This window comes from Micromonospora sp. NPDC049580 (assembly GCF_040675595.1).
In the GTDB taxonomy this organism is placed as follows: Bacteria; Actinomycetota; Actinomycetes; order Mycobacteriales; family Micromonosporaceae; genus Micromonospora.
Genome location: NZ_JBFAPG010000133.1, coordinates 1 through 12,993, shown reverse-complemented (window position 1 = coordinate 12,993; position 12,993 = coordinate 1). Strand labels below are relative to the sequence as shown.

13 protein-coding genes and 1 pseudogene are annotated in these 12,993 nt (G+C 72.4%); 12 read left to right on the top strand and 2 right to left on the bottom strand.

Going from position 1 to position 12,993, the window contains the following annotated elements; genetic code table 11:
* The coding region (locus tag AB0J68_RS13865; RefSeq protein WP_363938647.1) for a shikimate kinase at nucleotides 1-297 on the top strand (297 nt) is incomplete at its 5' end.
* Between the two features lie 59 nt (nucleotides 298-356).
* On the opposite strand, the gene AB0J68_RS13860 is transcribed toward AB0J68_RS13865, so the two are convergent.
* Nucleotides 357-1,085 carry an alpha/beta hydrolase gene (locus AB0J68_RS13860; protein WP_354863180.1) on the bottom strand — a complete coding sequence of 243 codons (729 nt, stop codon included), beginning with the start codon at nucleotides 1,083-1,085 and terminating at the stop codon, nucleotides 357-359.
* A 79-nt stretch (nucleotides 1,086-1,164) separates the two neighbouring features.
* On the opposite strand from AB0J68_RS13860, the gene AB0J68_RS13855 reads away from it, so the two are divergent.
* Genes AB0J68_RS13855 through nusB form a run of 5 tightly spaced genes read left to right on the top strand, consistent with a single transcriptional unit; the run spans nucleotide 1,165 to nucleotide 4,753 of the window.
* Nucleotides 1,165-2,163: a YafY family protein gene (locus tag AB0J68_RS13855; RefSeq protein ID WP_363938644.1), complete on the top strand. Its 999-nt coding sequence runs from the start codon at nucleotides 1,165-1,167 to the stop codon at nucleotides 2,161-2,163.
* A gap of 10 nt (nucleotides 2,164-2,173) precedes the next feature.
* Nucleotides 2,174-3,253, top strand: a complete 1,080-nt coding sequence (gene aroB, locus AB0J68_RS13850; RefSeq protein WP_354863182.1) for a 3-dehydroquinate synthase — start codon at nucleotides 2,174-2,176, stop codon at nucleotides 3,251-3,253.
* Nucleotides 3,250-3,717: a type II 3-dehydroquinate dehydratase gene (aroQ, locus tag AB0J68_RS13845; protein ID WP_354863183.1), complete on the top strand. Its 468-nt coding sequence runs from the start codon at nucleotides 3,250-3,252 to the stop codon at nucleotides 3,715-3,717. The genes aroB and aroQ overlap by 4 nt, the downstream gene beginning before the upstream one ends.
* A 44-nt stretch (nucleotides 3,718-3,761) precedes the next feature.
* On the top strand, nucleotides 3,762-4,319 hold the full coding sequence (efp, locus tag AB0J68_RS13840) for an elongation factor P (RefSeq protein ID WP_007458344.1): 558 nt from the start codon (nucleotides 3,762-3,764) through the stop codon (nucleotides 4,317-4,319).
* Nucleotides 4,320-4,342: 23 nt separating this feature from the next.
* Nucleotides 4,343-4,753, top strand: a complete 411-nt coding sequence (nusB, locus tag AB0J68_RS13835; protein WP_354863184.1) for a transcription antitermination factor NusB — start codon at nucleotides 4,343-4,345, stop codon at nucleotides 4,751-4,753.
* A 74-nt stretch (nucleotides 4,754-4,827) separates the two neighbouring features.
* Here nusB and AB0J68_RS13830 read toward each other — a convergent pair whose 3' ends face one another.
* On the bottom strand, nucleotides 4,828-5,316 hold the full coding sequence (locus tag AB0J68_RS13830) for a transcriptional regulator (RefSeq protein ID WP_007458348.1): 489 nt from the start codon (nucleotides 5,314-5,316) through the stop codon (nucleotides 4,828-4,830).
* A gap of 289 nt (nucleotides 5,317-5,605) precedes the next feature.
* Here AB0J68_RS13830 and pyrR point away from each other — a divergent pair, with 289 nt between their 5' ends.
* The 6 genes and pseudogenes from pyrR to AB0J68_RS13800 form a co-directional block, all read left to right on the top strand.
* Complete coding sequence (gene pyrR, locus AB0J68_RS13825) at nucleotides 5,606-6,190, top strand: bifunctional pyr operon transcriptional regulator/uracil phosphoribosyltransferase PyrR (RefSeq protein WP_007458350.1); 585 nt, start codon at nucleotides 5,606-5,608, stop codon at nucleotides 6,188-6,190.
* Complete coding sequence (locus tag AB0J68_RS13820) at nucleotides 6,187-7,113, top strand: aspartate carbamoyltransferase catalytic subunit (protein WP_007458351.1); 927 nt, start codon at nucleotides 6,187-6,189, stop codon at nucleotides 7,111-7,113. The genes pyrR and AB0J68_RS13820 overlap by 4 nt, the downstream gene beginning before the upstream one ends.
* Nucleotides 7,110-8,387, top strand: a complete 1,278-nt coding sequence (locus AB0J68_RS13815; RefSeq protein WP_354862815.1) for a dihydroorotase — start codon at nucleotides 7,110-7,112, stop codon at nucleotides 8,385-8,387. The genes AB0J68_RS13820 and AB0J68_RS13815 overlap by 4 nt, the downstream gene beginning before the upstream one ends.
* Entirely contained in the window at nucleotides 8,384-9,547 is a 1,164-nt protein-coding gene (carA, locus tag AB0J68_RS13810) for a glutamine-hydrolyzing carbamoyl-phosphate synthase small subunit (RefSeq protein WP_363938639.1), read from the top strand. Before AB0J68_RS13815 ends, carA begins: the two co-directional genes overlap by 4 nt.
* Nucleotides 9,540-12,887, top strand: a complete 3,348-nt coding sequence (gene carB, locus AB0J68_RS13805; protein ID WP_354862812.1) for a carbamoyl-phosphate synthase large subunit — start codon at nucleotides 9,540-9,542, stop codon at nucleotides 12,885-12,887. The genes carA and carB overlap by 8 nt, the downstream gene beginning before the upstream one ends.
* Nucleotides 12,884-12,993: pseudogene (locus AB0J68_RS13800) on the top strand (dihydroorotate dehydrogenase (quinone)); the annotation flags it as partial. The gene carB and the pseudogene AB0J68_RS13800, both read left to right, overlap by 4 nt.

Here is a 12,993-nt window from a genome sequence, read left to right as displayed (position 1 = left end):
GCCGCCGGCACCGGTGTGCTCGCCCTCGGCGGCGGCGCCGTGCTGGCCGAGGAGACCCGGGCGGCCCTGGTGGGGCATCGGGTCGTCCACCTCTCGGTGGAGCTGCCCGACGCGGTGAAGCGGGTCGGGCTCGGCGCGGGCCGGCCGCTGCTGGCGATCAATCCGCGCGCCACCCTCAAGCACCTGATGGATCAGCGCCGGCCGCTCTACGCCGAGGTGGCCACCGAGACGGTGATCACCGACGGCCGGACCCCGGCGGCGGTCGTCGCCGAGATCGCCGCCCTGCTTCCGCGCTGACGCCGGCCCGGCCCTCCGGGCGGCGGTCGGTGCGTTCGCCGCCCGGTGCGGGCCTCCGCTCAGGTGCGAGCGACCAGGTCGAGGACGTCGGCCAGCGCTTTCGGCTCGCTGAGCATCGGCCAGTGCCCGGTGGGCAGCTCGTGCAGCTGGCCGTCGGCCAGGCCGGTGAAGAACGGGTGCCCCTCGTCGATCATCTGCCGCACCACCGCCAGCGGGAAGGTGCTGGCGACCAGTGCGGTCGGCACCGGGCGGCCACCCGTGCGGCGTACCGGATCGGTCGCCGTCCGCAGGGGCTGCGCGGTGCAGCGCTCGCGCAGGAGGGACAGCGTCGGCTCGTCCAGGCCGGCCAGGTTGGTCGGGTCGGCCGCCGGGTCCCAGGCCGGCGGTGGCAGCAGGTACCCGTCGCCGATCGCCGCGCGCAGCCGCTGCTGCTCCGGCGGCGGCACCGTGTCGAACTGCGCCGTGCCGTCCGGCAGCGGCCCGCTCTCCACGTAGACCACCCGGGCGATGCGGTCCGGGATGACGTCGGCCGCCTGGGCCACCGGCATGCCGCCGCCCGAGTGCCCGACCAGCAGCACGTCGCGCAGATCCTCGACCTCGATCAGCCGGACGATGTCGGTGGTGTGCGTCTGCAGGGTCACCTGCGGCCCGGCGAGGTGGTGGCGCTCGGCCACCCCGGTCAGCGTCATCGGGTGGACGTCGTGGCCCTGCGCGCGCAGCAGACCGGTCACCTCCCGCCACGCCCAGGCGCCCAACCAGAACCCGGGCACCAGTACGAACGTCGCCATCTGTCACTCCTTCTCTCGGCTACCGAGCGACCGTACGATCGAAACCGGACAGGATCCGCCCGGTTTGAAGGAGTGGCCCGTGTCTCATCCCGCCGGTCGGGTGCTGGCCCTGCTCGAGCTGCTCCAGGCCCGGCACCGGGCGACCGCCGGCGACCTCGCCGACCGGCTCGGTGTGGACGAACGGACCGTGCGCCGCTACGCGGCCACCCTGGTCGAGCTGGGCATCCCGGTGCTCGCCGACCGGGGCCGCCACGGCGGCTACCGGCTGCATCCCGGGTTCAAGCTGCCGCCGCTGATGCTCACCGACGACGAGGCGGTGGCCGTGCTGCTCGGCCTGGTCGTCGCCGAACGGGTCGGGCTGGCCACCGAGCTGCCGGCCACGGCGACCGCCCTGGCGAAGATCCGCCGGGTGCTGCCGGCGGCGTTGGCCGACCGGCTGACCGCCGTGCAGGAGCACCTCGGCTTCACCCTGCGGCGGCCCGAGCCCCAGGCGCGACCGGCGTCGGGCACCCTGCTGGCCCTGGCCGCGGCCGCCCGGCACCGGCAGCGGGTGAGCCTGGACTACCGCTCGTGGCGCGGTGAGCTGTCGCATCGCGACCTCGACCCGTACGGGCTGGTCTTCCACGCCGGCCGCTGGTACGTCACCGGCCACGACCACCGGCGCGGAGAGGTGCGCACCTTCCGACTGGACCGGATCGGCGCCGTGACGCCCGGCGCGGCGACGTTCACGGTGCCGGACGGCTTCGACGCGGTGGCGTGGCTGACCCGGTCGCTGGCGGGCGTGCCCTACCGGCACGAGGTCGAGGTGCTGCGGGAGACCGACATGGTCGCCGCCCGGCGGCGCATCCCGGCCGGTGTGGCCGAGCTGACCGCCAGCGGCGACGGGGTGCTGCTGCGGGCCCGGGCGGAGAGCCTTCCCGGTATGGCGGCGCTGCTCGCCGGGCTGGGCTGCGCGTTCACCGTGCGCCACCCGGACGCGTTGCGCGCCGCCGTGGCCGAGCACGCGCGCCTGCTGGCCGACTGGGCCGCCCGGCCAGCAGGTGGACAGACGCGGTCGCCACGCCGTCCGCTGGACTAGGCTGCCGGCGATGGACGAGGTGACCCGGATTCCGGTCGGCGGCGAACGGCCGTACGACGTGCTGGTCGGGCGCGACCTGCTGGACGCGCTGCCCGGGCTGCTGCCCGGCGCGACCCGGGCGGCGGTGCTGCACACGCCCCCGCTCAAGGCCCTGGCCGACGCGATCGGCGAACGGCTGCGCGCGGCCGGCGTCGAGCCGCTGCCGATCGAGGTGCCCGACGCCGAGTCGGGCAAGCAGATCGAGGTGGCGGCCGCTTGTTGGGACCGGCTGGGCGCGGCTGGTTTCACCCGTACCGACGCGGTGGTCGGCGTCGGCGGCGGCGCGGTGACCGACCTGGCCGGCTTCGTCGCGGCCTGCTGGCTGCGCGGCGTGCGCTGGGTGCCGGTGGCCACCTCGCTGCTGGGCATGGTGGACGCCGCCGTGGGCGGCAAGACCGGGATCAACACCGCCGCCGGCAAGAACCTGGTCGGCGCGTTCCACCCGCCGGTCGGCGTGCTGGCCGACCTGGCCACCCTGGACAGCCTGCCCGCCGTCGACCTGGCGGCCGGGCTGGCCGAGGTGGTCAAGTGCGGCTTCATCGCCGACCCGGTGATCCTGGATCTCGTCGAGCGTGACCCGGCGGCGGCCACCGACCCGCGCGGGCCGGTGACCCGGGAGCTGATCGAGCGGGCCATCCGGGTCAAGGCGGACGTGGTCGCCGGCGACCTGCGCGAGTCGGGCCTGCGGGAGGTGCTCAACTACGGCCACACCCTGGCCCACGCCATCGAGCAGGTCGAGGGTTACCGCTGGCGGCACGGCCACGCCGTGGCCGTGGGCCTGGTGTACGCGGCCACGCTGGCCCGGCTCGCCGGCCGGCTGGACGCGTCGACCGCCGATCGGCACCGGCGTACCCTGACCGCGCTCGGTCTGCCGGTGAGCTACCCGGCCGACGCCTGGGAGCGGCTGCTGGCCGTGATGCGGGTGGACAAGAAGGCCCGGGGCAGCCGGCTGCGGTTCGTGGTGCTGGACGCGCTGGCCCGCCCGGCGATGCTGGAGGGCCCGGACGACGCGCTGCTGGAGGCCGCCTACCGCGAGGTGGCCACCCCGTGAAGGTGTACGTGTTGAACGGGCCGAACCTGGGCCGCCTCGGCACCCGGGAGCCCGCCGTGTACGGCTCGACCAGCTACGCCGACCTGGTGACGCTCTGCGAGGCCACCGGCCGGGACCTGGGGCTCGACGTGACGGTCCGGCAGACCGACGCCGAGCACGAGCTGCTCGGCTGGCTGCACGCCGCCGCCGACGAGGGCGCCGCCGTGGTGCTCAACCCGGCCGCCTGGTCGCACTACTCGTACGCGGTGCGCGACGCCTGCGCCATGCTGCGCGGGCCGCTGGTGGAGGTGCACCTCTCCAACATCCACGCCCGCGAGGAGTTCCGGCACCACTCCGTCGTCTCCGCGGTGGCGACCGGGGTGATCTGTGGTCTCGGCATCGACGGCTACCGCCTCGCCCTGCACCACCTGGCCACCCGCGCAGGGGTCGTCCCGAGCGGGGACCGGGCGATTCGACGCAGCTAGTAGACTCCTAGGGTCTGTCCGCCAATTGATGATCAAGGCAGGAAATGGCCTCCACCAACGACCTCAAAAACGGCCTGGTACTCAACCTGGACGGCGAGCTCTGGGCCGTCGTCGAGTTCCAGCACGTCAAGCCCGGTAAGGGTGGCGCGTTCGTGCGCACCACGCTGAAGAACGTGCTGTCCGGGAAGGTGGTCGACAAGACCTTCAACGCGGGCACCAAGGTCGAAACCGCGACCGTGGACAAGCGCACGATGCAGTATTTGTACGCCGACGGCGAAGACTTCGTCTTCATGGATCTGGAGACCTTCGACCAGATCACCGTGCCCGGCGGCACCGTCGGCGAGGCAGCCAACTACCTGCTGCCCGAGGCGGAGGCGACCGTCGCCCAGCACGAGGGTGTGCCGCTCTACATCGAGCTGCCCACCAGCGTCGTGCTGGAGGTCACCTACACCGAGCCCGGCCTGCAGGGCGACCGTTCGACCGGCGGCACCAAGCCGGCGACCGTGGAGACCGGCGCCACCGTGCCGGTTCCGCTGTTCATCACCACCGGTGAGAAGATCAAGGTCGACACCCGCGACGGCCGTTACCTCGGCCGCGCCTGATGGCTGAGGGTCCCAAGCAGCAGATGCCGGCGCGCCGTAAGGCGCGCAAGCGGGCGCTGGACGTCCTCTACGAGGCCGACCTGCGGGATCGGCCGCCCGTCGAGGTCCTGTCCGGCTACCTCCAGCGCATCGAACAGCCCCGCCCGGAGCACCTGGGTTACGCGGTGGGCCTGATCGAGGGGGTCGCCGAGCACCTCAACCGCATCGACGAGCTGATCGCCAGCTACGCCGAGGGTTGGACGTTGGAGCGGATGCCGGTGGTCGACCGCAACCTGGCCCGGATCGCCGTCTACGAGTTGCTCTACGTCGACGAGATCGACGACGCGGTGGCGATCAGCGAGGCCGTCGAGTTGGCCCGGCAGATGTCCACCGACGATTCGCCGCGGTTCCTCAACGGCGTGCTCGGGCGCATCGCCGAGTACGCCACCCGCTGAGCGGCCGCGTAACCCGTACGACGAGAAGGGCCCGTGCCATCCGGCACGGGCCCTTCTTTCGGTGAAGCGACAGCTCAGGAGGCGAAGAACGCCCGGGGGTCGGCCACCAGCACGCCGTGCTCGGTGAGCCGCTCGATCAGACCCGACGGTGAGGCGTCGTAGACGATCGCGAGCGCCCGCAGGTCGTCGGCGCGGATGGAGAGCACCCGGCCGTTGTAGTCACCGCGCTGCTGCTGGATGGCGCGGGCGTAGCGGGCGACGTAGGCCAGGTCCTCGGAGGCCTCGTCGTAGAGCCGCTCCAGGTCCAGAACGATCTTGCTGGTGGGCTCGTGCCGGACGCCGCTGCCGTCCGGCAGCAGTTCCGAGACGGGGACCCGGTAGAACTCGGCCAGCTCGGCCAGACGGGACACCGTCACGGCCCGGTCGCCACGCTCGTACGAGCCGACCACCACGGCCTTCCACCGCCCGTTCGACTTCTCCTCCACACCCTGCAGGGAGAGGCCCTGCTGCTGGCGGATGGAGCGCAGGCGTGCGCCCAGAGATTTGGCGTATTCAGAGGGCATTCGGACACTCCCAGTGCTGCTCGGGGTTCTCCCGTCGATCGCTACGGAGCGTGACGGTACGGGGAATGCGACACGTGGTCAAGTGGTCGTGACCTTACCGTTGGGGAGCACCGAGGGAGTTATCCCCATTTCGTCGGCCTGATCCGGTGGTCAGCGGCCGCCGTCCGTCGGCCCGGTGACCACTGGTAACGTGGCGTGAAGCCTCGGTCGGGTTCGCTCGCGCTCGCCGGCCGGAGGTGCCCGACATCCTTTAACGACCCGTCCCGTGAGGCGGGGAAGGAGGTCCGCCGTGGCATACCCACCGGCTGCCCGCTCGTCACCACCGCGACAACCCTCGGTGAAGGTGATCCTCGCCAGCGCCGACGTGCAGCGCGTGGTCGACCGCATCGCCCACCAGATCCTGGAGAAGACCCAGGGCGCCGCCGACACCGTGCTGCTCGGGATTCCCACCCGGGGTGCGCCCCTCGCGCGGCGGCTCGCCTCCCGGATCAGCACCTTCGAGGACGTCGTCGTCCCGGTCGGTGTGCTCGACATCACGCTCTACCGCGACGACCTGCGCCGGCACGCGACCCGCGCGATCGGCCCGACCCAGGTGCCCAGCGGCGGCATCGACGGCAAGCGGGTGATCCTCGTCGACGACGTGCTCTTCTCCGGGCGCACCGTGCGCGCCGCGCTCGACGCGCTCAACGACGTGGGCCGCCCGGCGTCGGTGCAGCTCGCCGTCCTGGTCGACCGCGGCCACCGTGAGTTGCCGATCCGCGCCGACTACGTCGGCAAGAACATCCCGACGGCGCTCGCCGAGAGCGTCAAGGTGACGCTCGCCGAGACCGACGGCGCCGACGAGGTCAAGTTGTACGGGGGAACCACCTCATGATCAGGCACCTGCTCTCCGGCGCGGACCTGGACGCCGACACCGCCACCGAGATCCTGGACACCGCCGCCGAGATGGCCACGGTCGCCGGCCGCGAGATCAAGAAGCTGCCCGCGCTGCGTGGCCGGACGGTGGTGAACCTCTTCTACGAGGACTCCACCCGCACCCGGATCTCGTTCGAGGCGGCGGCGAAGCGGCTCAGCGCCGACGTGATCAACTTTTCCGCGAAGGGGTCCAGCGTCGCCAAGGGCGAGAGCCTGAAGGACACCGCGCTGACCCTGCAGGCGATGGGCGCCGACGCGGTGGTCGTGCGGCACCCCGCCTCCGGCGCCCCGCACCGGCTCGCCAACTGGGTGGACGGGTCGGTGGTCAACGCCGGCGACGGCACCCACGAGCACCCGACCCAGGCGCTGCTCGACGCGTACACCATGCGGGCCCGGCTGGGCCGGCTGGCCGGCCTGTCGGTCGCGGTGGTCGGCGACGTGCTGCACTCGCGGGTGGCCCGCTCCAACGTCCTGCTGCTGTCCACCCTCGGCGCGAAGGTCACCCTGGTCGGTCCGCCCACCCTCATCCCCGTCGACATCGCCGGCGCGCTCGCCCCGGGCACCGACGTGTCCTACGACCTCGACGCCGTGCTGCCCGACGTCGACGTGGTGATGATGCTGCGGGTGCAGCGGGAGCGGATGAAGGACTCCTACTTCCCCTCCGCGCGCGAGTACTCCCGCCGTTATGGGCTGGACGGCCCGCGGATGCGCCGCCTGCCCGAGCACGCGATCGTCATGCACCCGGGCCCGATGAACCGGGGGATGGAGATCACCCCCGAGGTGGCCGACTCACCCCGCTCCACCATCGTCGAACAGGTCACCAACGGGGTCTCCGTGCGGATGGCTGTTCTGTACCTGCTGCTCGGAGGGAACAACCGGTGACCGCGTACCTCATCACCAGCGTGAGCATCGTCGGCGCCGCGCCGACCGACCTGCTGATCCGCGACGGCGTCGTCGCCGAGGTCGGTCCGGGGCTGTCCGCGCCGGACGCCGTGGTGGTCGACGGCGCCGGGCTGGTCGCCCTGCCGGGCCTGGTCGACCTGCACACCCACCTGCGCGAGCCCGGCCGGGAGGACGCCGAGACCGTCGAGTCCGGGTCCCGGGCGGCGGCGCTGGGCGGCTACACGGCGGTCTGCGCGATGGCGAACACCTCGCCGGTCGCGGACACCGCCGGCGTGGTCGAGCAGGTCTGGCGGCTCGGCCGGGAGGCCGCTCTGGTCGACGTGCAGCCGGTCGGCGCGGTCACCGTCGGGCTGGCCGGCGAGCGCCTGGCCGAGCTGGGCGCCATGGCCGACTCCGCGGCCCGGGTGCGGATCTTCTCCGACGACGGGCACTGCGTCGCCGACCCGTTGCTGATGCGCCGGGCCCTGGAGTACGTCAAGGCGTTCGACGGGATCATCGCCCAGCACGCCGAGGAGCCCCGCCTCACCGAGGGCGCCCAGATGCACGAGGGTGAGGTTTCCACCCGGCTCGGTCTGATCGGCTGGCCGGCGGTCGCCGAGGAGGCGATCATCGCCCGGGACGTGCTGCTGGCCGAGCACGTGGGTAGCCGCCTGCACGTCTGCCACGTCTCCACCGCCGGCAGCGTCGAGGTGCTGCGCCAGGCCAAGGCCCGTGGCGTACGCGTCACCGCCGAGGTCACCCCGCACCACCTGCTGCTCACCGACGAGCGGGCGGCGACCTACGACCCGGTCTTCAAGGTGAACCCGCCGCTGCGCACGGCCGCGGACATCACCGCCCTGCGGTCCGCGCTCGCCGACGGCGTCATCGACATCATCGCCACCGACCACGCCCCGCACGCCGTGGAGGACAAGGAGTGCGAGTGGGCGTACGCCCGGCCGGGGATGCTCGGCCTGGAGACGGCCCTGTCCATCGCGCTCGACGTGCTCGGCCCCGAGTGGGACCTGATCGCCGAGCGGATGTCGCGCACCCCCGCCCGGATCGCGGGGCTGACCGGGCACGGCGTCGACCCGGCGCCCGGTGTGCCGGCCAACCTGACCCTGATCGACCCGGCCGCCCGCCGCACCATCGAGCCGGCGGAACTGGCCAGTCGCAGTCGCAACACCCCGTACGCCCGCATGACGCTGCCGGGTCGCATCGTGGCGACCTTCCTGCGCGGCGAGCCGACGGTCCTGGACGGAAAGGCTGTCAAGTGAGCAAGCGCAGACCCGCGATCCTCGTCCTCGAGGATGGGCGCACGTTCCCCGGCGAGGCGTACGGCAGCGTCGGTGAGACCTTCGGCGAGGCGGTCTTCAACACCGGCATGACCGGTTACCAGGAGACGCTTACCGATCCGTCCTACCACCGGCAGGTGGTGGTGCAGACCGCGCCGCACATCGGCAACACCGGCGTCAACGGCGAGGACGACGAGTCCGGCCGGATCTGGGTGGCCGGCTACGTCGTCCGCGACCCGGCCCGGATCGGCTCGAACTGGCGAGCCACCGGCAGCCTGGAGGACCGCCTCGCCACCGAGGGTGTGGTGGGCATCAGCGGCGTGGACACCCGTGCGTTGACCCGGCACCTGCGTGAGCGGGGCGCCATGCGGGTGGGCATCTCCAGCGTCGAGAAGGACCCGCAGAGCCTGCTGGCCCGGGTCCGGCAGTCACCGCAGATGGTCGGCGCGGACCTGTCCGCCGAGGTGACCACCGCCCAGCCGTACGTCGTCGAGGCGCTCGGCGAGCACCGGTTCACCGTGGCGGCGCTGGACCTGGGCATCAAGCGCAACGTGCCGCGCCGACTGGCCGCGCGCGGGGTGACCACCCACGTGCTGCCGGCCTCGTCGAGCATCGAGGACCTGCTGGCCACCGGCGCCGACGCGGTCTTCCTGTCGCCCGGCCCCGGCGACCCGGCGACGGCCGACGGCCCGGTGGCGCTGGCCCGGGAGGCGCTGCGGCGGGAGGTGCCGCTGTTCGGCATCTGCTTCGGCAGCCAGATTCTCGGCCGGGCGCTCGGCTTCGGCACCTACAAGCTGGGCTACGGCCACCGGGGGATCAACCAGCCGGTGCTCGACCGGGCCACCGGCAAGGTGGAGGTGACCAGCCACAACCACGGCTTCGCGGTCCGGGTGCCCGGTGCGGGGCAGGGCGCGGTGGTTCCCGACCAGGTGATCGACACCGACTTCGGCGGGGTGCGGGTGTCGCACGTCTGCCTCAATGACAACGTGGTCGAGGGGCTGCGGGCCGTGGACGTCCCCGCCTTCACCGTGCAGTACCACCCGGAGGCGGCGGCCGGCCCGCACGACGCCGACTACCTCTTCGACCGTTTCGCGGAACTGATCGAAGGCCGGACCCACAGCAAGGGGCGCAGCAATGCCTAAGCGGACCGATCTCAAGCACATCCTCGTGATCGGCTCCGGGCCGATCGTCATCGGGCAGGCCTGCGAGTTCGACTACTCCGGCACGCAGGCGTGCCGGGTGCTGCGCAGCGAGGGCATCCGGGTCAGCCTGGTCAACTCCAACCCCGCCACGATCATGACGGACCCCGAGTTCGCCGACGCCACGTACGTCGAGCCGATCACCCCGGAGTTCGTGGAGCTGGTCATCGCCAAGGAGCGCCCGGACGCGATCCTGGCCACCCTCGGCGGCCAGACCGCGCTGAACACGGCCGTCGCCCTGCACGAGGCCGGCGTCCTGGACAAGTACGGCGTCGAGCTGATCGGCGCGAACATCGACGCCATCAACCGGGGCGAGGACCGCCAGCTGTTCAAGGAGATCGTGGCGAAGGCCGGCGTACGCCTGGGCGTCGACGACCCGGCCGGGCTGGTGCCCCGCTCCCGGGTGTGCCACTCCATGGACGAGGTCGAGGCGACAGTCGCCGAGCTGGGCCTGCCGGTGGTGATCCGGCCGTCGTTCACCATGGGTGGCCTGGGCTCCGGCATGGCGCACACCCCGGAGGACCTGGCCCGCATCGCCGGCGACGGCCTGACCGCCAGCCCGGTGCACGAGGTGCTCATCGAGGAGAGCGTGCTCGGCTGGAAGGAGTACGAGCTGGAGCTGATGCGCGACCGGCACGACAACGTGGTGGTCGTCTGCTCGATCGAGAACCTGGACCCGATGGGCGTGCACACCGGCGACAGCGTCACCGTGGCCCCGGCCATGACGCTCACCGACCGGGAGTACCAGCGCCTGCGCGACCTGGGCATCGCGGTGCTGCGCGAGGTCGGGGTGGACACCGGCGGCTGCAACATCCAGTTCGCGGTCAACCCGGTCGACGGCCGGATCGTCGTGATCGAGATGAACCCCCGGGTGTCGCGCTCCTCGGCGCTGGCGTCCAAGGCGACCGGCTTCCCGATCGCGAAGATCGCCGCGAAGCTGGCCATCGGCTACACGCTCGACGAGATCCCCAACGACATCACCCTGAAGACCCCGGCGGCGTTCGAGCCGACCCTCGACTACGTGGTGGTGAAGATCCCCCGGTTCGCGTTCGAGAAGTTCCCCGGCGCGGACCCGGAACTGACCACCACCATGAAGTCGGTGGGCGAGGCGATGAGCCTCGGGCGCAACTTCACCGAGGCGCTGAACAAGGCGATGCGCTCGATGGAAACCAAGGCCGCCGGCTTCTGGACGCAGCCCGACCCGGCCGACGCGACGCGGGAGAACACCCTCACCGCGCTGCGCATCCCGCACGACGGCCGGCTCTACACGGTGGAGCGGGCGCTGCGTCTCGGCGCGTCGATCGCCGAGGTCGCCGAGGCGTCCGGCGGGATCGACCCCTGGTTCCTGGACCAGATCGCCGCGCTGATCGAGCTGCGCGCCGAGATCGTCGACGCGCCGGTGCTCGACGTCGAGCTGCTGCGTCGCGCCAAGCGGGCCGGCCTGTCCGACCGGCAGCTCGCCGCGCTGCGTCCGGAGCTGGCGGCCGAGGACGGCGTACGGACCCTGCGCCACCGCCTCGACGTGCGCCCGGTCTACAAGACCGTGGACACCTGCGCGGCCGAGTTCGAGGCCACCACCCCCTACCACTACTCCACGTATGACCTGGAGACCGAGGTCGTGCCGTCGGGCCGGCCGAAGGTGCTGATCCTGGGCTCCGGCCCGAACCGGATCGGGCAGGGCATCGAGTTCGACTACTCGTGCGTGCACGCGGTGCAGGCGCTGCGGTCGGCCGGTTACGAGACCGTCATGGTCAACTGCAACCCCGAGACGGTCTCCACCGACTACGACACCGCCGACCGGCTCTACTTCGAACCGCTGACCTTCGAGGACGTCCTGGAGGTCTGGCACGCGGAGGACTCCTCCGGCCGGGCGGCCGGCGGGCCGGGCGTGGTCGGCGTGGTCGTGCAGCTCGGCGGGCAGACCCCGCTGGGGTTGGCGCAGCGGCTCAAGAACGCCGGCGTGCCGATCGTCGGCACCTCCCCGGAGTCGATCCACCTGGCCGAGGAGCGGGGCGCGTTCGGCGCGGTGCTGGCCCGTGCCGGGCTGCGCGCGCCGGCGCACGGCATGGCCACGTCCTACGACGAGGCCAAGACGATCGCCGACGAGATCGGCTACCCGGTGCTGGTCCGACCGTCGTACGTGCTGGGCGGGCGGGGCATGGAGATCGTCTACGACGACCCGACGCTGCGCGACTACATCGGTCGGGCCACCGACATCTCCGGCGACCATCCGGTGCTGGTGGACCGGTTCCTCGACGACGCCATCGAGATCGACGTGGACGCCCTGTGCGACGCCGACGGCGCGGTCTACATCGGTGGCGTGATGGAGCACATCGAGGAGGCCGGGATCCACTCCGGCGACTCGTCCTGCGCGCTGCCGCCGATCACCCTCGCGGGGTCGCACCTGGCCGAGGTCCGCCGCTACACCGAGGCGATCGCCCGCGGTGTCGGCGTGCGCGGTCTGCTCAACGTGCAGTACGCGCTCAAGGACGACGTGCTCTACGTCCTGGAGGCCAACCCGCGCGCGTCGCGGACCGTGCCGTTCGTCTCGAAGGCGACGGCCGTTCCGCTGGCCAAGGCGGCCGCCCGGATCGCGCTCGGCGCGACCATCGCCGAGCTGCGCGCCGAGGGCCTGCTCCCGGCGACGGGCGACGGCGGCACGATGCCCGCCGACGCGCCGATCGCGGTCAAGGAGGCGGTGCTGCCGTTCAAGCGCTTCCGGACCCGGGCCGGCAAGGGGATCGACTCGCTGCTCGGCCCGGAGATGAAGTCGACCGGCGAGGTGATGGGCATCGACACCAACTTCGGGCACGCCTTCGCCAAGAGCCAGTCCGCCGCGTACGGGTCGCTGCCGACCGCCGGGAAGATCTTCGTGTCGGTGGCCAACCGGGACAAGCGCGGCATGATCTTCCCGATCAAGCGGCTGGCCGACCTGGGCTTCGAGATCGTCGCCACCACCGGCACGGCCGAGGTGCTGCGCCGGCACGGGATCGCCTGCGAGCAGATCCGCAAGCACTACGAGGCCGGCGAGGGGGAGGACGCGGTGTCGCTGATCCTCGGCGGCGACGTGGCCCTGGTGGTCAACACCCCGCAGGGCTCCGGCGCGAGCGCCCGCTCCGACGGCTACGAGATCCGCAGCGCCGCCGTCACCGCCGACATCCCCTGCATCACCACCGTTCCGGGCGCGGCGGCGGCGGTCATGGGCATCGAGGCGCGGATCCGGGGCGACATGCAGGTCCGCCCCCTGCAGGACCTGCACGCCACCCTCCGGGCGGCCCAGTGACCCTGTTCGAGCGGGTCGTGCGGCCGGGGTTGTTCCGCCTCGGCGGTGGCGACGCCGAGGCCGCGCACGAGTGGACGCTGCGGCGGTTGGCCGGGCTGTCGCGGCG